Source organism: Tenacibaculum adriaticum, assembly GCF_008124875.1.
In the GTDB taxonomy this organism is placed as follows: Bacteria; Bacteroidota; Bacteroidia; order Flavobacteriales; family Flavobacteriaceae; genus Polaribacter; species Polaribacter adriaticus.
In genome coordinates, this window is the sequence record NZ_VNIA01000001.1 from 221,191 (window position 1) to 242,846 (window position 21,656).

Genomic DNA, 21,656 nt, shown 5'->3' on the forward strand with positions numbered 1-21,656 from the left:
GCCTATATTTGCAGTTATCTCTAACGTTAACTAAATGGGAATCGTTACATCTAAAGAAGTAGCAAAAGCAATTAATGTTGAAAAATTTGGGATTTTCGGAACCTTTCTCGGATGGGTTTTGATTAAAGTTTTACGCATTTCTGCTATCAATAATATTTATAATAAAAACAAACATAAATCGGATTTAGATTTTTTAAATGGGGTTTTAGAAGAATGTAAAATTGAATTCGAAATACCTGAAGAAGATTTGAAACGCATTCCTAAAGAGGGGCCTTTTATTACCATTTCTAATCATCCTTTAGGAGGAATTGATGGGGTTTTATTACTTAAGCTACTTATTGAAAAAAGAACTGATTATAAGATTATTGCCAATTTCTTGTTGCATAGAATTGAGCCATTAAAACCTTATATAATGCCTGTAAATCCTTTTGAAAACCATAAGGATGCAAAATCGAGTGTAACGGGTATAAAAAGTGCATTATTGCATTTACGCGAAGGGAAACCATTAGGTATTTTTCCTGCAGGAGAAGTTTCTACTTATAAAGATGGAAAATTAATGGTCGATAAACCTTGGGAAGAGGGTGCTGTTCGTTTAATAAAAAAAGCAAATGTCCCTGTAATCCCGATTTATTTTCATGCTAAAAACTCTAAACTCTTTTATTTCCTTTCAAAAATTAGCGACACATTAAGAACCGCTAAATTACCTTCTGAAGTAATTTCTCAAAAAAACAGAGTAATAAAAGTAAGAATTGGTAAACCTATTTCTGTTGCTGACCAAAATACATATACAGAAATTCCTGCTTTTTATGAGTTTTTACGTAAGAAAACCTACATGTTAGCAAACCCTTTTGATAAAACACCTCAAAAAATTTTATCAACACAAAATTTAAAAATTAAGAAAAAAGCAAAGAAAATTAGCTCTCAAAGAAGTACTGATTTATTTGTTAAGGAAATTGAAGTATTAAGAGAAGAAGGAAATCGCCTACTGCAAAGCAAGAATTATGAAGTCTTTTTTGCAAATGCAAAAGACATTCCTAATTTATTACATGAAATTGGTCGTTTAAGAGAGGTTACTTTCAGAGAAGTTGGTGAAGGAACCAATGATTCTATTGATTTAGATAAGTTTGATAAATTTTATTATCATCTAATTTTATGGGATTGTGATGATAATAAATTAGCTGGTGCATATAGAATGGGGCTCGGTAAAGATATTTACAAGAAATATGGTATAAACGGATTCTACGTTCACACCTTATTTAGAATAGAACCCGAATTATATCCTATGATGGAACAAACCATTGAATTAGGTAGAGCATTTATTATTAGTGAATATCAACAAAAACCAATGCCTCTTTTCTTACTTTGGAAAGGAATTGTTCATGTCACACTTCGTTATCCAGAATATAAATATTTAATGGGAGGTGTAAGTATAAGTGATCAGTTTTCAGATTTTTCAAAATCGTTAATGATAGAGTTTATGAAATCGCATTATTACGATCCATATGTAGCGCAATATATTCATCCGAAAAAAGAATTTAAAGTAAAGTTAAAAGATGCAGACAAAGATTTTGTTTTTGATGCTACGGAAGCCGATATGCAAAAGTTTGATAAGATTATAGATGAAATTGAGCCAGGAGCATTAAGAATACCTGTGTTAATTAAAAAATACGTAAAACAAAATGCTCGTTTGGTCGCTTTTAATGTAGATCCTAAATTTAATAATTCTGTAGACGGATTAATGTATATTAAAGTTGCAGATATTCCCGAAAGTACTGTAAAACCAGTTATGGAAGAATTTCAAGCAGAATTAGAAAGCCGAATTTCTAACGGAGAAAATAAATAAAAAAAGCGACCAAAAATGGTCGCTTTTTTTATTTTAATTTATAAAGGATTATTTTCCGAATAAACGTTGAAAAAAGTTTTTAGCTTTTCCTTTTGCTTCTTTTAATTCTTCAGCTGCATCTTCAGCAAAGTCTGCTAATTTTTCACTTGCTTCTCCAGCTAATTCTGCTGCTTTTTCTGAAGCATCTCCTAACACTTCTTTTGCTTCTCCTGCAAACTCAGTAGCTTTTGCTTTAATATTCTGCACTTCATCTCCAGATAAAATTTCAGCTACTTTTCCTTTTGCTTCTGCAAATGCCTCTTTTGCATCTTCAGCAAAATCTGCTAATTTTTCACCTGCTTCTCCCGCTAGTTCTGCTGCTTTCTCTGAAGCAGTTCCGAAAACTTCTTTAGCCTCATCTGTAACGTTTCCAGCAAATTCTTTTGCGCTATCAACAGCTTCGTGAGCGTGATCTTCTAGATTTTTGTTTTCTTCTGACATTTTTTTGATTTTAAGTTAGATAGTTCTCAAAAATACTAAAAAAACTATTATAAAAAAGCTTCATCTACAGGCTCCCATAGTTCAATTTTATTTCCATCTAAATCTAGAATCCACCCAAATTTTCCATAGTCAAATTCTTCTATTTTATCAATAACTGTAACACCTTCTTTTTTTAATTCCTCTAGTAATTCAACTAAATTTTCTACCCGATAATTAAACATAAAATCTTTCTTAGACGGTTCAAAGTGTTTCGTGTCTTTCTTGAACGGACTCCACTGTGTCATTCCTTTTTTACCGTTATCATCTTTCCACCAAAATGAACAACCCCAATCATCTGTATTAAAACCGAGATGCTTTTTATACCAATCTTTTGTCGCAGATGGATCTTCAGTTTTAAAAAAAACACCACCTATTCCTGTAACTTTACCTTTTTTCATCTTACTTTTTTTTAATATTAGTTTCATAAATAGTTATCCATTCCTCTACAGGTATTTTAGTCGTTAATTCTGCTATTAAACTATAAGGAATATCATCAAACTTTTTAAATCTAACACAACTTTTTCCCTTGTCTAATTTATACTTACAATGCTTAGGATATTCGTTAACAAACCAATCGTGTAATTCTGGCTTAGCATATAACCCAGAATGGTATAATGCTATAAAATTCTTTTGAGACGCTATGTTTATAAATGGCAAAGGTAATTCTGGAGTACAATGATACCCATCTGGATAAAGAGAATGTGGTACAAAATAAGCAAGCATACCATAACCTATACCTTCTTCAAATCCCTTGGGTAAATTATCTTTGATTGTTTTCCGGAGCTTTTCTATTGGAGCTTTTCTCTCTTCTGACAACTGATTTATATAATCTTCCGGCGATGTTGCTTCGTATTGCATTATTATGAGTTCTGAAGCTACAAGTTAGCAAAATTTTGCTTTTATTTTATCTACAATAGTTTGTGCTAATTTTTCTTTACTCTCAACTGTCCAACCCGCAACATGTGGTGTTAAAATTACATTTTCTGATTGAATTAAATATTGAAAAGCTTCTGGTGTTTCAGATTCTGTAAAAAGGTTTTCGAACGATTTTTTCTCGTATTCTAACACATCTAACCCTACCCCTAATATTTTGCCCGTTTTTAACGCTGATACTAGATCTTTAGTAACCACAGATTTTCCTCTTGCTGTATTTAGCAACCAAAAAGATTTTGAAAAAGCATTAATAAAAGCTTCATTAATCATATTAACCGTCAACAAAGTTTGTGGTGTGTGTAAACTCAGTACATCTGCTTTTTGTTGTAATTCTTGTAAAGAAACTTGACGACAATTTTCATCACCGACATTTGATTTTATATCATAACAAAGTACTTCTACATCAAAACCACGCAGCTTTTTAGCAAATGCTTTCCCCATATTACCATAACCAATTAAACCAACAGTTTTGCCATCTAGTTCAATTCCTCGATTGTCTTCGCGCAACCATTTTCCGTTACGAACTTCTTTGTCTGCTTTATTTAGTTTGTTAAATAAGGAAAGTAACATTGCTAACGAATGTTCTCCAACTGCATTTCGATTTCCTTCCGGAGCAGAAATTAGATACACTCCTTTACTTTCAGCATATTCACAGTCGATATTTTCTAATCCAGCACCAACACGACCAATAAATTTTAAATTGGTAGCTTTATCTAAAAATTCTTTATCAATAGTAAAACGACTGCGGATGATAATTCCGTCATATAAATGAATTTTTGCTTCAATTTCTTCTCTAGAAGAAGTGTAATCTTCATAATTATCAAAACCGAGCTTAGAAAGCTCAGTTAATAATAATGAATGATTTGTATCTAAATGAAGAATTTTCATTTAATACTGTTCTTTTTCGTTCGGAAAGTCTTTTGATTTTACGTCTTTAATATACTGTTCAAAAGCTCCTGTCATTTCTGTATATAAATCTAAATATCTGCGTAAAAAACGTGGATGAAACTCATGCGTCATTCCCAACATATCGTGCATTACTAATACCTGTCCATCAACACCGCCTCCTGCTCCAATTCCTATTACAGGAATAGATATGCTATCTGCTACTTTTTTAGCTAATTTTGCAGGCACTTTTTCTAAAACCAAAGCAAAACAACCTAATTCTTCTAATAATTTGGCATCCTTCATTAGTTTTTCTGCCTCCTCTTCTTCTTTAGCTCTAACTGTATAGGTTCCAAATTTATAAATAGATTGAGGTGTTAACCCTAAATGGCCCATTACAGGAATACCAGCAGTTAAAATACGTGAAATAGATTCCGCAATTTCACTCCCTCCTTCTAACTTTACTGCATGCCCCCCAGATTCTTTCATAATCCTTATTGAAGAATCTAATGCATTTTTCGAGTTACCTTGGTAGGTACCGAAAGGTAAATCTACCACTACCAAACAACGTTCAACAGCTCTTATAACTGAACTTGCGTGATAAATCATTTGATCTAATGTTATTGGCAATGTAGTTTCATGACCCGCCATAACGTTTGAGGCAGAATCACCAACTAGTATAACATCAATTCCTGCTCCATCAACAATTTTAGCCATTGTATAATCGTAAGCAGTAAGCATAGATATTTTTTCTCCATTAGCTTTCATTTCTACTAATGATTTTACCGTAACTCTTTTATATTGTTTTTTTGCTACTGACATTTGTTTGTTTTTTCGTTGGGTAAAAATAGACAATTTACCAATACCTCAAATACGTTAATCTTCTGTTAATTTGATTTTTTTGCTGTTTTTTTTCAATAGTTTTACTCTTTCAAGTCAATTAACTATGCAACGGATTATAACACTACTCGCTATTTTAGCTTTAAATTATGTAGTTAATGCGCAATCTTCTTCTGAAAAAAAAGCAATAAAAAACACTATTGAAACTTTTTTTGAAGGACTGCATAAAGGAGATAGTACTCTTGTTAGTTCTACTCTGCATCCATCAATAAAAATGCAAACGACTTTTACTGATAAAGGAGGTGAAAAAAAATTAATTACCGAGACCAAAGAAAAAGTACTTATATCAATTGCTTCAAAAAAATCCACGGACACTTATTTAGAAAAATTACTATCCTATGATATTAAAATTGATGGTAACCTAGCTTCTGTATGGACTCCTTATGAGTTTTACTACAATGGTAACTTTAGTCACTGTGGAGCAAACTCTTTTCAACTATTTAATAACAATGGTAAATGGGAGATTATTTATATAGTTGATATGAGAAGAAGAGATAACTGTGAAGCGTTAAAAGCAAAAAAATAGCGTATATTTAAATCGTGAGCGAAACGAACCAACCACACACTTTATCTCCAGATTTATGGGTAGATAATTATGCAGATTACTTATACAATTATGCAGTAGTTCGTATAAATAATAATGATCTTGCAAAAGATTTGGTTCAAGAAACTTTTTTTGCAGGATTAAAATCAGCTAAAAATTTCGAAGGAAAATCCACTGAACGCACATGGTTAATCTCTATATTAAAAAGAAAAATTATAGATCATTATCGTAAGATAAACTCAAAAAAAGGACAGGCTGAAATTAGGATGAGTTTTTACGATAACGGTGAAAATGAAGGTAATTGGATTGAAGAACGTGTTCCTCAATCATGGAATAGTGAAACTGAAAGTGATATTGAAAATGAGGAGTTAAAAGAACAGATTGACAAATGCATCAACAATCTTCCAGAGAAATATGCAATGGTTTTTAGAATGAAAACTATTTTAGAATTCGAAACAGAAGAGATTTGTAAGGAACTAAATATAACACCGTCAAACTTGTGGGTAATTATTCATAGAGCACGCACACAACTTCGTACTTGTATGGAACAAAATTGGTTTAATAAATAACAAATGTTTAAGTTTTTAGGTATAACATGCGAACAAGCAAATGAAATCTGTAATAAGGCACAGTATAACGAAGCTAATTTTACAGAGAAATTAAAACTTAATTGGCATTTATTAGTTTGTAAGGTTTGTACCTTATATTCTAAACAAAATAATACATTAACAAAAGTTTATAAGATTAAAGCAAATGAGTGTAGAAAACAAAAATTTTGCTTGAACAACAAAGAAAAGGAATTATTAAAAGAAGAAATGAAAAAAACTTCATTACAATAGTTTTTTCGGTTTTTAAATAAACCATTTTTTTGATTTTTTGTTAGATTGAGACGGAGTTTACTTATAAAGTGAGCTCCGTTTTTTATATTTTTGCTTTAAATTTTAAAAGATGCATTTTTTATCTGAAGATATAAATGATTACGTAGTTAATCATTCTCAAGAGGAACCTCAATTATTAAAAGAATTGAGTAGAGAAACTTGGCAAAAGGTATTAAATCCAAGAATGTTAAGTGGTGCTTTTCAGGGACGTGTGTTATCTATGATTTCTAAACTAATTCAGCCAAAAAAAATTCTTGAAATTGGTACGTACACAGGGTATTCTGCACTATGTTTAGCGGAAGGTTTACAAAAAAAAGGCGTATTACACACAATTGATAAAAACGAGGAGCTAGAAGAGCTACAATACGCTTATTTTCAAAAATCGGCATACAGAAATCAAATTAAGCAGCATGTTGGAAATGCTTTGGAAATAATTTCTGGTATTGATGAAAAATTCGATTTAGTTTTTATCGATGCTGATAAATCAAATTATGTAAATTACTTTCATCTAATTATAAATAAAATGAATAAGGGTGGAGTAATTTTATCTGACAATGTATTGTGGAGTGGTAAAGTAGTTGAGCCATTAGACCCTAAAGATATTGATACAAAAATGTTACTAGAGTACAATACGCTTTTAAACACAGATAACCGAGTAGAAACAGTATTACTACCTATTAGAGATGGATTAACAATTAGTAGAGTAAAATAAACTTATGACTTTCTTTTTATAGGACCTGTTAAGTCATCTATATTGTCTTTTACCTCATTAACTTGTTTATTAATATTAGAAACAAGATCAGAATCTATGCCTTGCTTTTTTGCAGTATCATTGATTTCTTTTTTAATATCATTCGTTGCATCTTTAATTTGACGCATTCCTTTTCCAAGACCACGCGCAATTTCAGGAATCTTATCTGCACCAAATAACATAACCACAATCAAAATGATTACAAAAATTTCTGGTCCTCCAATAAATAAAAAAGGTACATTCATGAATACAAAGATACGTAAATTCAAAATTATTTATTGTTATAAAAAGAAAAAGCCAAACTAAATAGTTTGGCTTTTTTTATCTTGATTTAAAACAATTAATCTGCTAAGATAATTGCTTTATTATCTTTCATTTCTAAAGTTCCAGATTTAATGCTAAAACCTAATCTACCATCTACTGTTTTAGTAAATCTATCTTCAAATTTTTCATCTATAGAAACTTTTGAAGCTTCAATCTTGATTATTCCAGCGTTTAACAATGAAACAACTGGTGCGTGATTACTCAACATTTGGAATTCACCATTAATTCCTGGTACAGCAACAGAAGTTACTTCTGATGAAAACAAAACCGCTTCTGGTGTTACTATTTCTAAAAACATAATTATATTTTTATGCTTCAGCTAACATTTTCTCACCAGCATCAATTGCATCTTGAATTGACCCTCTTAAGTTAAATGCTGCTTCAGGATATTTATCTAACTCACCATCCATGATCATGTTAAATCCTTTGATGGTATCTTTAATATCTACTAAAACTCCAGGAATACCTGTAAATTGTTCAGCAACGTGGAATGGTTGAGATAAGAAACGTTGTACACGACGTGCTCTGTGAACTACTAATTTATCCTCCTCAGATAATTCTTCCATACCTAAGATTGCAATAATATCTTGTAATTCTTTATAACGTTGTAATAATTCTTTTACAGCTGTAGCTGTATTATAATGTTCATCACCTAAAATATCCGCAGATAAAATTCTTGAAGTAGAATCTAAAGGATCTACTGCAGGATAAATACCTAACTCAGCAATTTTACGAGATAATACTGTTGTTGCATCTAAGTGAGCAAATGTTGTTGCAGGTGCGGGATCTGTTAAATCATCTGCAGGTACATATACCGCTTGTACAGATGTAATAGATCCTTTCTTAGTAGAAGTAATACGCTCTTGCATTGCACCCATCTCTGTTGCTAATGTTGGTTGGTAACCTACTGCAGATGGCATACGCCCTAATAAAGCAGAAACCTCAGAACCTGCTTGTGTAAAACGGAAGATATTATCCACGAAGAAAAGAACGTCTTTTCCTTGTGCTTCTCCTGCTCCATCACGGAAGTACTCAGCAATTGTTAAACCAGATAATGCAACACGTGCACGTGCTCCAGGTGGCTCATTCATTTGACCAAATACGAAAGTTGCTTTAGAATCTCTCATTCCAGGTTTATCAACTTTAGATAAGTCCCATCCACCTTCTTCCATAGAGTGCATAAAATCATCACCATATTTGATAATTCCAGACTCTAACATCTCTCTTAATAAGTCATTTCCTTCTCGAGTTCTTTCTCCAACACCTGCAAATACAGATAATCCTCCGTGTCCTTTTGCAATGTTGTTAATTAACTCCTGAATTAATACTGTTTTTCCTACTCCAGCTCCTCCGAATAATCCAATTTTACCTCCTTTTGCGTAAGGCTCAATTAAATCAATTACCTTAATACCAGTAAATAAAACTTCTGTAGAAGTTGATAACTCCTCAAATTTAGGTGCTTGACGGTGAATTGGCAAACCAGCATCACCAGTTTTTGGTAAGTCTCCTAATCCATCAATAGCCTCTCCTGTTACATTAAACAAACGACCATAGATATCATTACCTATTGGCATTTGAATTGGGTTACCTGTAGCAATTACCTCTTGCCCTCTTTGTAATCCATCAGTAGCATCCATAGATATGGTACGCACTGTGTTTTCTCCAATGTGTTGTTGAACCTCTAAAACTAATGTAGAGCCATCAGTTTTCTTAATTTCTAATGAATCGTAAATCTTTGGTAATTCAGCATTTTCTGTGTTGAACTCAACATCGATAACCGGACCAATAATTTGAGAAACTTTACCTGTTATTGTAGACATTACTTTATGTAATTAAGTTATTTTATTTATTGAGTGATATTTATGTCACTTTTTCAGAGTGCAAAGGTAATTTTTTTATAACAAAATAAAAAACGTTTACGTGTATTTTTAACCAATAAAATATAGTATAAAAAAAGCCTCGCAAATGCGAGGCTTTCTATTATTTATTTAATTAAGATTACTTTCTTAATTTGATCTCAACACGTCTGTTTTGAGCTCTACCATCTCTAGTTGCGTTAGATGCGATTGGATAATCCTCACCATAACCTACAGAAGATAATCTAGAAGAAGGGATTCCTTTTTTAACTAGGTAATCTAATACTGCTCTAGCTCTTCTATCAGATAATTTTTGGTTTAAAGTGTTAGAACCTTGGCTATCTGTATGACCTTCAATGTTGAAGTTAGCTTTAGAATATTCTGACATAATACCAACAATTAAATCTAACTTACCAGTAACACCTGGTCTAAAAGTAGTTTTACCTGAATTAAAATAAATAGCTCTTGCGAACTCATTTAATTTAGCAGTAGCTTCTTCAGTAATAACTGGCTTAACTTCTGGACATCCGTTGTTAGCAGCAACACCAGCTACGTCTGGGCACTTATCAACGTTATCTAAAACACCATCTTTATCTTTATCTCCCCAAGGACATCCTCCATTATCAGCTGGACCAGCTTCAGTAGGACACTTATCTTGAGCATCTGCGATACCATCCTCATCTGAGTCAGGACAACCGTTCATAGCTTTAGTTCCAGCTTCAGTAGGACAAGCATCATCTTTATCCGCAATACCATCTCCATCTGTATCAGGACAACCGTTTAAAGCAGCTAAACCAGCTACGTTAGGACAAGCATCATCAGAATCTTTAATGTTATCTCCATCAGCATCAGGACAACCGTTGAAGTCTTTTAAACCAGCAACTTCTGGACAAGCGTCATCTTTGTCATAAACACCATCTCCATCTGTATCTTTTCCTCCAAAACGGAAAACTAAACCTAAAGAGTGTTGGAAGTGATCTTGTACTTTACCAGCAAATTCCTTTTTACCTCCAGTTTGGAAATTTAAACCTAAGTTATCATTAAACCAAGTATTAAAACCAACACCTGCATTTAACATACCTTCACCTCCGTAAGTATCCATATCAGTGTAACCACCACCTACATATACATAAGGGTCAAACCAAGAAGTATCTCCAACTAAGTTATTTAAATCATACTTTACGTTAGCATCAATAGCCCAGTATAATAAATCTGAATCATCTTCGGTTCTAAAAGTCTTAATCTTATTTAAAGACCCTGCTAATTGTAAAGTAAATCCAGCATCTAAATATTTCTCAGCTGTGATTCTTGAGATTGAAGGCAATGTATTATCTGCCCATTCTCCAGTACCAATGTAATCTTTTACATAGTCTCCAAATTCTGTTGGGATTCTAACATCAATCGTATTGATACCAAATCCTACAACCCATGGATTGTTTTCATCTTGTGCGCTAACGTTACTTACAGTTAGGAACGCAAACATAGCTAACATAGCTAATTTTAATTGTTTCATTATCAAAAATTTAAATTAAAAGTTCTTTTATATACATCGCAAATGTAAGTTGTTAAAACTTATTTACAAAAACAAATCTACAAAAACTTATGAAAAAAACAAGTTTTTAGACTTCTTTTACGCTATTACATTTAATTGCCTTCCTACTTTAATAAATGCCTTAATTGCCTTGTCTAAATGTTCTTTTTCATGAGCTGCAGATAATTGCACACGAATTCTAGCTTTTTCTTTTGGGACAACAGGAAAGAAAAACCCGATTACATAGATTCCTTCTTCCAAAAGTTTATCTGCCATTACTTGTGAAAGTTTTGCGTCATAAAGCATAACTGGTACAATTGCTGCATCTGCCCCTACTAAATCGAAACCTGCTTTTTCCATTTCTGTACGGAAATAATTTGTATTCCATTCTAACTTATCTCTAAGAGACGTATCCTTAGATAATAAATCAAATACTTTTAAAGAAGCCCCTACAATTGCTGGTGCTAATGAGTTTGAAAATAAGTATGGTCTAGAACGCTGACGTAAAACCTCAATAATTTCTTTTTTACCCGTTGTATAACCTCCCATTGCTCCTCCTAGCGCCTTTCCTAAAGTTCCGGTTACAATATCAACACGTCCCATTACATTTTTCAACTCTAAAGTTCCACGTCCTGTTTTGCCTATAAAACCTGCTGCATGACATTCATCAACCATCACCAATGCATCATATTTATCTGCTAAATCACAAATCTCATCTAATTTAGCAACAATACCATCCATAGAGAAAACACCATCAGTAACAATAATTTTAAAACGATGCTCTTTTTTATTTGCCTCAATTAGTTGTTCTTCTAAAGAAGCCATATCATTATTATTATATCTATAACGAGCTGCCTTACATAAACGAACCCCATCTATAATAGAAGCATGATTTAAACTATCTGAAATAATAGCATCTTCTGCTGTTAATAATGGCTCAAAAACACCTCCATTCGCATCAAAAGCTGCTGCATATAATATGGTATCTTCTGTTTGGTAGAATTCAGCAATTTTAGCTTCGAGTTCTTTATGAATATCTTGTGTTCCGCAAATAAAACGAACCGACGACATTCCGAAGCCATGGGTATCCATTGTATCTTTTGCTGCTTGAATTACTTCCGGATTGTTTGACAATCCTAAATAATTATTCGCACAAAAGTTTATAACTTCTTCTCCTGTTGATATTTTGATTACAGCATCTTGAGACGAAGTAATAATTCTTTCTGACTTATATAATCCAGCATCTTTTATATCCTGAATTTCTTTTTGTAAATGTTCTTTTATTTTACCGTACATATATAGTTTGTTTGTGGCGTAAAATTAACCAATTTCTTCAACTAAAATTTCATCATTTATATAAACCAACAATTTTTTATCAACTTTAAAATTCATCAATTTTAAAATATTTGCATATTTCAATACTTGTTGATGATATTTTTTATCTGGTTTACCAGTTTTATAATCTATAATTGTTACGCTTTCGTTTTCAAAAACCAATCTATCAGGAATAATAATCTGATTATCGATCGAGACAATTTCACGCTCATTAAAAACGGAAACCTCATCAGAAAAATAATATTGTAATTGATCATGATTCACTATCATATTAATCATTCCTTTTATTTCTGATAATTTACCCTTCGGAATCTCGCCTTGTTGCCCGGAAAGACTCACCACTTTATCAACATCTTTTCTTTTGATGATTTTTGCCATCATTTCGTGAATCAAATTACCAAAATCAATTGCTTTTCCTTGTTCGGTATCCCACAACTTAGACGAGCTTGCCAACATTGCTATATTATGCTGTTGCCAAGGCGTAGAAATAAACTCTTGCTGAATATTAACCAATGATTCTCTAGGTTCGTTTTTACTGACACGTTCTGAACCCCCAAAGGAATACTCTAATTGTTCATCAGTCCAAAGCTTCATTTCCTTTAAATAATTGATAAAAATACCCGAATAGTAATTGGTGTTTTCTCCTGCTCTAGAAATTCTCTTTTCTGTAATTATATATAATTGTTCTACTGCACGTGTAAGCGCTACATACAGTAAATTGAAATTATCTAACTCTAACTCTTCTCGTTGTTGCTCATAAATTTGCAACCCTTTATCATTTATATAACTTAAACTTTTACCGTAATCGATTAAAAGTTCATTAAACCCTTCGAAATTTTCGGGTAATTCATCAAACCAAACTTTAGGTTGTATTTGCTGATAAATATCTAAATCGTAGGGAAAAATTACTACTGGAAACTCCAACCCTTTCGACTTATGAATGGTCATTACATTGACCGCATCCGAACTTTCGGGAGCGACAATACTTAATGATTTCTTTTTGTCGTTCCAAAAATCTAAAAACTCTTGAATACTCGTTCCTTTTCGTTGTTGATCTAAAACCACATCTAAAAAAAATTGCACATACGCATCTGAAGAGTTTATTAATTGAAAACCTCGAATAATTTCTTCTATTTTCTCATAAAACGGTAATTGATGAAACATTTCCAAACTAAATGAAACATTATATTCTTTTAAATGATTAAAAATGTCAGGCAATGAATTTTTAACAAGTTTATTTAAAAATGAATGTTTATCCAATTGAACCTTTAAATGATGATGCAAAAAGTAAAGAACATTAAAACGTGTTTCTTCATCATTCGGATGTTGAATTATTTGTAAAATATCCGTGATAAAGTTTACTTTCGAACTATTTTTCAGTAATAAAGTTTCTGACGAAACAATATCAATTCCTTTTTCTGAAAGATAATTTGCTACAGCAATTCCGTCTTTCTTTTTACGAACTAACACACAAATTTCACTAAGTGAAAATTCTTTTTTTAGCGCTGTTATTTTTTCGAGAACTTTATTTTGATACTTAAATTTTTCATCTTCTTTATCTCCTTCCTTTTCTAAAAAGGAAAGAGATACAAACCCTCCTTTTTTAGCGTTTTCTAATTGCTTGTTTCCTTCTAAAAACAGTTTTTTATAACTATCGTTTTGTAAAAAATTAGCCGTGTGCTGAAAAAAATTATTATTAAAATTAATAACTTCAGAATAACTACGATAATTAGTTGCTAGCTCTTTTATTTCTTTTGAAATATAAAACGGATTTTCTGCATTCTCTTCTTCAGAACCTAAATTAATAAACTGTTCTGCCTTTCCTCCTCGCCAACGATAAATTGCCTGTTTTCCATCTCCTACAATTAACAAATTACTATTCTCTTGCGCCAATGCATTATCTATCAACGGAATTAAATTTTGCCATTGTAATACAGACGTATCTTGCATTTCATCAATAAAATAATGCATAAATTTTTGACCAATACGCTCATAAATAAACGGAGCTGGTTGATCTTTTATATTATCTGAAATCAACTGATTAAATTCCGCATTTAAACGAATGTTATTTTCCTCTTTTAAATTATTTAACTCAGAATTTATATTGTTTAAAACCGCTAGTGGAATAATACTTTTTAACGCTAGATTATTAATTACATACAAAGGATGTGAATTTTCAAACAATGTTTTAGATTGTAAATACAAGTTTTTAAACTCATCATACAAATCATCTATGGTTGATTTTGATGCTGCACTTGCTTTTGCTGAATACAAATTTTTGTCCTCACTAAAATTCTTATCAATTCTACCTTCAAATTTTAAATCATCAACCTTCAAGTTTTTGAAATTGAGTAATTTTTTAAAATGATTTGGACATTCTCCTGCATACGCAAAATCAGATATTTGCAAATGGTTGTTCTTTATTAAATCCAATGCCTTTTTTCCTACTTCTTTAAAAGACATTTCAATTTGAGTATTCGCCTTTATTAACTTTTCTTTTAACTGAAAAAAATCTTCAATAGTTTTTTCGCTTAAACTTCTAAAATGTTTTACATCATCTTCATTTAATAAAATTCTTGAAAAGTCATTCAACTCACGAGAAATATCCCACGACTTATCATCATCAATCTTAGATAAAGAGAAGTCAATTAATAGCTTTGTCAACTCTTCGTTTGTGCCAATTTTAGAAATCAACACGTCAACCGCTTCACTTAGTAAGGAAACAGCATCCATTTCTACTTCAAAATTGAGTGTTAACCCTAAATCATGTGCAAAATTTTTAATAATTTTATGCGTAAAACTATCTATTGTTGTAATTGAAAATGCTGAGTAATTTTGTAAAATCGCATCTAAAATTTTCTTACTTCGTTCTTGAATTGTAGTACTGTCCAAAGAAGTTTCTTCCAAGATTTTTGAAGACATGTCTGTTTCTTTTCCTTCGGAAAAAGCATGTAGGTTTTTCATTACACGCTCTTTCATTTCATTTGCCGCTTTATTTGTAAAAGTAATCGCTAGTATTTTTTGAAAACGAAAAATATCTTCCGATTGTAATATAATCTTCAAATATTCTTTTACGAGTGTAAATGTTTTTCCGCTACCAGCGGAAGCATTATAAACTTGAAAATTCGTTGGGTTTTGCACGTGATAATTTTAATGCAAAATAAGTTTTTTTGAGTCAGGAAACAAACAGAAGAACTAGACAAAAAATAATAAAACCTAATTGAATTTTATCTTAATTGCTACCTAAAAGGTTTATTTTTTTACCCTCTACTTAACCGATACTACTCTTCAAATTACCTGAATACAACTCTCTTTTCAATAAAACACACATAATATTTATATTTATAAAATAATATTTTTAGATAAATCTAAAAATTAATTTATATTTGTTCAAAATTATATACTAATGAAAAAAGTAATTCTATTCATAGTTATACTCATTTCAATAACACTAAGTAGTCAAACCATTAAAGGAAAGGTAACCTCTAGTAGTGGAGAAATTTTACCATTTGCTAACATTATTATTAGGGGTACACAAATCGGAACAACTTCTAACGAAAATGGTTTTTACGAACTTAAAACTTCAAAAAAAAAACTAGTTATCATTGCCTCTTTCGCTGGATATTTATCTGAAAGGAAAAGTGTGAGTATAGAATCATCTAAAGAAAAAACAATAAATTTTGCACTAAAAGAACATGCACAAATCCTCGATCAAATAACAATTACAGGAACCAGAACTGATAAACGAAGAACCAATAGCCCCATAATTGTAAATGTAATTAATAGTGAAACACTAGCCAATGTGCAAGCTTGTAATCTATCAGAAGGGTTAAAATTTCAAACAGGTTTACGTGTAGAAACTGATTGTCAAACATGTAATTACACACAATTACGCATGAACGGATTAACGGGAGGTTATTCTCAAATTTTAATTAATGGCCGTCCTATATTTAGCCCGTTAACTGGTTTATACGGATTAGAGCAAATTCCCGCAAATATGATTGACAGAATAGAAGTTGTTCGTGGTGGAGGATCTGCACTATACGGTTCTAGCGCAATTGGAGGAACGGTTAATGTTATTACAAAGGTTCCTAAACGAAACACATACAGTTTTGGGTATACCTATCAAAACACAAAAGGAATATCAGATCATATTTTTGCTGGAAATGCAACTGTTATTAATGAAGATAAGAATACTGGCGCATCTTTTTTTGTAAATAATAGAAATAGAAGTACATATGATGCGAATGGAGATAATTTTTCAGAATTACCCGAACTAAAAAACACTTCTTTCGGTACAAATTTGTTTTTTCTTCCTACAGAGAATCAAAAACTAGAAATAAACTTCAATAAATTAAATGAATATCGTTACGGAGGGGAAATGGTAAACAAAGCTTCTCATTTAGCTTTACAATCTGAGGAAAGAATACATGATGTTTATATGGGAAATATAGACTATCAAATTAACTTTAACAAAAATAAAAGTTCATTGATAACCTATATTTCGACACAATACACCGATCGAGAACATTATACAGGGATTTTTCCTAATGAAGTAAACGATATACAAAACCATATTGAAAACCCTCCTTACGGAACTTCAGAAACTACAACTTTTCAGGGCGGACTTCAACTCAATCATACATTAGAAAACTTCTTAGGTGAAGATAACATTATAACTCTTGGTGGAGAATTTGTAGAAGATAATGTTTTTGATATCATTGAAGCTTATAAATACAAAGTTGACCAACTCACTCAAAATATTGGACTATTCTTTCAATGTGACTGGGAAATTAACGATAAATGGAACCTATTAGCTGGAATTCGATTTGACAATCACTCGTTGAACAACAAAGCAAATAATAAAAGTGCAATAAATAATGTTTTTAGTCCGCGAATATCTCTATTATATAAACCGTTTAAAAAAACACAAATTCGCGCAACTTGGGGAACAGGCTTTAGAGCTCCACAAGCTTTCGATACGGATTTGCACATTGCTTTCGCTGGTGGCGGTATTTCTCGAGTTCAGCTTGCAAGTGATTTACGAAAAGAAAAGTCTAATAGTTACAACTTATCATTTAATTATGACAAACCTACAGAACATTATATTTACGGTTTTACCATAGAAAGCTTCTACACAAAATTAGATGATGCTTTTATTCTAGAAAATATTGGTACTGATGAATTTGGCGAATTGTTTGAAAAAAGAAACGGAGATGGCGCAATTGTAAAAGGAATTGCATTAGAAACTCGCTTAAATTATGATGGCTTTTTTCAAATAGATGCAGGACTTACAGTACAATCAAGTAAAAATAATTCCGCTGTAATTAATTCCGATAATTTACCCACAAAAAGAGAATTCTTAAGAACGCCTAATAACTATGGGTATGCAACGCTAACTTATGAACCAAATCAAAAGTTTAAAACCGCAATCAATATTATTTACACTGGCAATATGGACGTTTTACATTTAGAGTCACAAAACAATATATCTTCAGATGAATACTTTACTTCTCCTTCTTTTACAGAAGTGGGAATAAAATCAAGTTACAATATTACTTTAACCAAATTGAAAACCAACTTAGAGTTATCTGGAGGTATAAAAAATTTATTTGACAACTACCAATCTAATTTTGATCTTGGTAAAGAAAGAGATAGTAACTTTATCTATGGTCCTGCCTCTCCAAGAACTTTCTTTGTAGAATTAAAGTTTTCTGATAATTAAATACTTAATAAAAGTATAAATTTTTTCTTAACATTAAAGAAACGTTCTAATAATAGAACCATAATTTACAAGTAACGTTATGTTTACAAAGTAGGCGGACTTTTGCAGTTGATAATAGATAATTAAAAATGAAAAAAATCTTATTAATTGCTTTGTTAAGCATTTGTCAATTTGCCTTCTCACAAAATAAAGGAATCGTTACTGGTACAGTAACAGATAAAGAAATGAGTGGTGAACCATTACCTTTTGCCAATGTTTTTATAAAAGGAACTTCAATAGGCGGAACAACTGATATGGATGGTAAATATACTATTTCTGTACCAGCAGGTAATCATACCATAGTATTTAGTTTTGTGGGTTACGAAACTATAGAAAAAACTATCACAATAATTGCTGGACAAACTTTAACATTAAATCAAGAAGTAGGAGCTAGTCAAGGTGTTGCTTTAGATGAAGTACAAATAAATGCTAGTGTAAATAAAGAAAAAGAAAGTGCTTTATTATTAGAACAAAAGAAAGCTGTTTCTATTAAAACAAGTATTGGAGCACAAGAATTATCTAGAAAAGGGGTTAGTGATGTAGCTACAGCGGTTACTAAAACTACTGGTATTTCTAAACAAGAAGGAACAGGAAGTGTCTTTGTTAGAGGATTAGGAGATAGATATAATGTGACAACTTTGAATGGATTACCTCTACCTTCAAATGATCCTTCTAAAAAAAATATAGACCTAGGTATTTTCTCTACTGATATTGTGGAATTTATTGGAATTGATAAAACATATGACGTACAAAACTATGGTGATTTTTCTGGTGCTAATATTGATATCTCATCAAAAAATTATAAAGGCAAAGGTTTCATTGAAATTGGCTTAGGTTTAGGAGGTAATACAGAAGCAATTTCTGTTGATAATTTCTATCTAAATGATGGACCAAATACATCTGGTTTTTATAACACAAACTACCCTGCTTTCCCTTTAAACAATTATAATTTTGTCACAAGTTGGGATAGAGAAGAATCAAATCCTCCCTTCTATAATAGTATGTCTTTAAAAGGTGGGGACTCATTTCAACTGGGTAAAGACACTAGATTGAATATTTTTGCTGTTGGCTCTTTTGATAATAATTTCAAGTATAAAGAAGGGGTTTCAAGAGGTAGTGTTAATGTATCTGGAGTAGCGAGAAGAGATTATAATTTTAATAGTTATGCTTATAATACTAACACTACCACAATGGGTAACCTACAATTAAAACACAAACAGCATACTTTCAAATACAACGGTCTTTTCATCAACACTTCAAGTCAGAAACAAGATGAATACAATGGTACTGTTGACGCATTTGATTACGCTCCTAATGGTGGTGCCTTCGTACAAAGAGCTACTTTTGATAGAACAAAACTTTTTATTCATCAATTATTAGGAGATCATAAATTTGGTAAGCAATTTGAAGTTAATTGGGGAGGATCATATAATTTTGTTGACAATGATACCCCTAACAGAAGACAAGTTATTGTAACTCCAGATGATTGGAATCAACCTGATGGCCCAAAATCTTTTCAATTAACAAATAACGATTCTGACAATCATAGATTTTACCAAGAACTAGAAGAAGAAGAACTTGCTACAAATATCTCTACAACATTCAAATTCAATCCTAATGAAGATGAAGAATACATGTCAAAAATAAAAATGGGTTATAGTGGCCGTTTTAAAACAGTAGATTTCAAATCTACTCAATTTAACTTTAGAATAAACAGATCAGGCTCTACTGTTCAACCAATTATAGATGATGTTTATGATTTAGATAGTTATTTTAACCAAGAAAACTTCAATGCTGGTCTTTTTAGTATTAGAACGTTCAGAGGAGGATTAGGAACTACTGGCGTTAATGTTTTATTTCCTCAAACATTTGGAGGTAAACAAGATATAAATGCTGCTTTTATTTCTTTTGAACATAAGTTTTCATCTAAATTTACTGCTATTCTTGGAGTAAGAGGAGAAAAAATAACACAAACTTTATCATTCAACACTTCATTATCTTCTGGCAATAGTGATTTAGATGAGTTTGAAATATTACCTATGCTAACTATGAAATATATTCTTAATGAGGATCAAAATTTAAAACTTGCTGTTAGTAAAACATATACTTTGCCTCAGTATAAAGAAAGAGCTCAGTTTCAATTTGAAGAAGTAACACAAAGCTTTATTGGTAACCCAGCTCTTTACTTATCTACAGATTATAATTTTGATTTAAAATGGGATTATTTTCCTACTCGAAATGAAATTATTTCATTAGGTGTTTTTGGTAAATACATTCAAGATCCTATAAATGATGTTACTATCAATTCAGCTTCGAATGATGTAAGTTGGGTAAACTCAGGTGAAAAAGCAACTGCTTTTGGTGTTGAATTTGAAATGAGAAAAAATATTTTTGAAAAAGAAAAAGATGATTCATTCGGTAGTAATTTAGATGCTGGATTAAATATTTCTTACATGTATTCAAACCAAGACTTAGATGGAAATAAAGTAATACAAGAAACTGATGCTGCTGGTTTTCCTTTGAGTGTTGATTTCACAGAAAATGAAAGTAGATTATCAGGAGCTTCAGACTTATTATTAAATGCAGATGTTAGCTATATGAAAAATTTTAGGAATGATAAAAATATTCAAGGTACTTTAGCTTTCAATTACTTTTCAGATAGAATTTTTGCTCTTGGAACTGAAGGCAAAGGTAATTTAATAGACTCAAGTGTTGGAACATTAGATTTTATATTGAAAACTAAACTAAATAAAAACTTAGGTTTAGGTTTGTCTGCAAAAAATTTATTAAACCCTACAATTGAGAGAAAACAAGAATTACAAAATGTAATAGTTTCCTCATACAAGGCAGGTGTTGATCTTAAATTATCTCTATCATATAACTTTTAATTAACATTATACTAACTCAACATTAATTTTAAACAAATACTAACTTAACATAGATACAGTTATTTTGGTGTACACTTAAATTATAAAAACTAAAAAAATGAAAAAACAAATTTTAACACTAATGATGATGGTTGCAAGTTTTGCTTTCATTACATCTTGTGGAGATGACGATCCCATTCAAACAGCAAGTTGTTCAGATGGGATTCAAAATGGAAATGAAACAGGTGTAGACTGCGGAGGGTCTTCTTGTCAACCTTGTCAAGAATCAACAGCTCTTGAAGGTGATGTAACAAGTGATATAACACTAAACGCAACATTAATATATGAACTTAAAGGCGCATATGTTGTAAGAGATGGTGGTGTTTTAAGAATTCCTGCTGGTACAAGAATTGAAGCTACAGGTGGTACAGCTTCTTATATTGCTGTTGCTCAGGGTGGTAAAATATTTGTTGATGGTAATAGTGATAATCCAGTTGTAATGACTTCTGGTGCAGATACTCCAGCTGCTGCAGATTGGGGTGGCTTAGTTGTATGTGGTAAAGCCCCAACAAATGTTGGATCAACAGCTACATCTGAAGTTGCTGATTTAACCTACGGTGGTACGAATGCAAACGACAATTCGGGTTCTATTCGTTACTTAAGAATTGAGTATACTGGTGCTACTTTTAACAGTTCTAAAGAATTTAACGGGCTATCTTTATTCGG

Annotated in this window: 18 protein-coding genes and 1 pseudogene; 8 read left to right on the forward strand and 11 right to left on the reverse strand. The window is 31.5% G+C overall.

All coding sequences use genetic code 11. The features are described from left to right. Positions 1–34: 34 nt before the first annotated feature. Positions 35–1,843 (forward strand): GNAT family N-acyltransferase, encoded by a 1,809-nt coding sequence (locus C7447_RS01105; RefSeq protein ID WP_148868337.1) that lies wholly within the window; start codon positions 35–37, stop codon positions 1,841–1,843. A gap of 48 nt (positions 1,844–1,891) precedes the next feature. Here C7447_RS01105 and C7447_RS01110 read toward each other — a convergent pair whose 3' ends face one another. From C7447_RS01110 to panB, 5 genes are read right to left on the reverse strand one after another with little or no spacing between them, the layout of a single operon-like run. Then, complete coding sequence (locus C7447_RS01110) at positions 1,892–2,323, reverse strand: hypothetical protein (protein WP_148868338.1); 432 nt, start codon at positions 2,321–2,323, stop codon at positions 1,892–1,894. A gap of 47 nt (positions 2,324–2,370) precedes the next feature. Continuing rightward, positions 2,371–2,760 carry a VOC family protein gene (locus tag C7447_RS01115; protein ID WP_148868339.1) on the reverse strand — a complete coding sequence of 130 codons (390 nt, stop codon included), beginning with the start codon at positions 2,758–2,760 and terminating at the stop codon, positions 2,371–2,373. 1 nt (position 2,761) lies between these two features. Continuing rightward, a complete protein-coding gene (locus tag C7447_RS01120) occupies positions 2,762–3,220 on the reverse strand; it encodes a DUF1801 domain-containing protein (protein ID WP_148868340.1) in 459 nt (152 codons plus the stop codon). Positions 3,221–3,244: 24 nt separating this feature from the next. Beyond that, positions 3,245–4,183 carry a 2-hydroxyacid dehydrogenase gene (locus tag C7447_RS01125; protein ID WP_148868341.1) on the reverse strand — a complete coding sequence of 313 codons (939 nt, stop codon included), beginning with the start codon at positions 4,181–4,183 and terminating at the stop codon, positions 3,245–3,247. Further along, positions 4,184–5,002, reverse strand: a complete 819-nt coding sequence (gene panB, locus C7447_RS01130; protein WP_148868342.1) for a 3-methyl-2-oxobutanoate hydroxymethyltransferase — start codon at positions 5,000–5,002, stop codon at positions 4,184–4,186. 124 nt (positions 5,003–5,126) lie between these two features. Here panB and C7447_RS01135 point away from each other — a divergent pair, with 124 nt between their 5' ends. From C7447_RS01135 to C7447_RS01150, 4 genes are all read left to right on the forward strand, one after another. Next, the gene (locus C7447_RS01135; protein ID WP_148868343.1) at positions 5,127–5,606 is read left to right on the forward strand and encodes a nuclear transport factor 2 family protein; all 480 of its coding nucleotides are present in this window, start codon (positions 5,127–5,129) and stop codon (positions 5,604–5,606) included. An 11-nt stretch (positions 5,607–5,617) separates the two neighbouring features. Beyond that, the gene (locus C7447_RS01140) at positions 5,618–6,193 is read left to right on the forward strand and encodes a sigma-70 family RNA polymerase sigma factor (RefSeq protein ID WP_394343754.1); all 576 of its coding nucleotides are present in this window, start codon (positions 5,618–5,620) and stop codon (positions 6,191–6,193) included. Positions 6,194–6,196: 3 nt separating this feature from the next. Then, on the forward strand, positions 6,197–6,463 hold the full coding sequence (locus C7447_RS01145) for a hypothetical protein (RefSeq protein WP_148868345.1): 267 nt from the start codon (positions 6,197–6,199) through the stop codon (positions 6,461–6,463). A 109-nt stretch (positions 6,464–6,572) separates the two neighbouring features. Next, positions 6,573–7,214 carry an O-methyltransferase gene (locus C7447_RS01150; protein ID WP_148868346.1) on the forward strand — a complete coding sequence of 214 codons (642 nt, stop codon included), beginning with the start codon at positions 6,573–6,575 and terminating at the stop codon, positions 7,212–7,214. A 2-nt stretch (positions 7,215–7,216) separates the two neighbouring features. Here C7447_RS01150 and C7447_RS01155 read toward each other — a convergent pair whose 3' ends face one another. The 6 genes from C7447_RS01155 to C7447_RS01180 form a co-directional block, all read right to left on the reverse strand. Next, on the reverse strand, positions 7,217–7,498 hold the full coding sequence (locus C7447_RS01155) for a Sec-independent protein translocase subunit TatA/TatB (RefSeq protein ID WP_148868347.1): 282 nt from the start codon (positions 7,496–7,498) through the stop codon (positions 7,217–7,219). 95 nt (positions 7,499–7,593) lie between these two features. Beyond that, complete coding sequence (locus C7447_RS01160) at positions 7,594–7,875, reverse strand: F0F1 ATP synthase subunit epsilon (RefSeq protein WP_148868348.1); 282 nt, start codon at positions 7,873–7,875, stop codon at positions 7,594–7,596. Positions 7,876–7,885: 10 nt separating this feature from the next. After that, entirely contained in the window at positions 7,886–9,397 is a 1,512-nt protein-coding gene (atpD, locus tag C7447_RS01165; protein ID WP_148868349.1) for a F0F1 ATP synthase subunit beta, read from the reverse strand. A gap of 178 nt (positions 9,398–9,575) precedes the next feature. Then, positions 9,576–10,946, reverse strand: coding sequence for an OmpA family protein (locus C7447_RS01170; protein ID WP_148868350.1), 1,371 nt, complete (start codon positions 10,944–10,946; stop codon positions 9,576–9,578). Between the two features lie 117 nt (positions 10,947–11,063). Continuing rightward, positions 11,064–12,260 carry a glycine C-acetyltransferase gene (kbl, locus tag C7447_RS01175; protein WP_148868351.1) on the reverse strand — a complete coding sequence of 399 codons (1,197 nt, stop codon included), beginning with the start codon at positions 12,258–12,260 and terminating at the stop codon, positions 11,064–11,066. A gap of 24 nt (positions 12,261–12,284) precedes the next feature. Beyond that, entirely contained in the window at positions 12,285–15,440 is a 3,156-nt protein-coding gene (locus C7447_RS01180; protein ID WP_148868352.1) for a UvrD-helicase domain-containing protein, read from the reverse strand. 265 nt (positions 15,441–15,705) lie between these two features. On the opposite strand from C7447_RS01180, the gene C7447_RS01185 reads away from it, so the two are divergent. The 3 genes and pseudogenes from C7447_RS01185 to C7447_RS14670 all read left to right on the forward strand — a co-directional run. Beyond that, complete coding sequence (locus C7447_RS01185) at positions 15,706–18,024, forward strand: TonB-dependent receptor (RefSeq protein WP_148868353.1); 2,319 nt, start codon at positions 15,706–15,708, stop codon at positions 18,022–18,024. A 128-nt stretch (positions 18,025–18,152) separates the two neighbouring features. After that, on the forward strand, positions 18,153–20,951 hold the full coding sequence (locus tag C7447_RS01190) for a TonB-dependent receptor (protein WP_148868354.1): 2,799 nt from the start codon (positions 18,153–18,155) through the stop codon (positions 20,949–20,951). Between the two features lie 97 nt (positions 20,952–21,048). Next, a pseudogene (locus C7447_RS14670) lies at positions 21,049–21,656 on the forward strand (hypothetical protein); the annotation flags it as partial.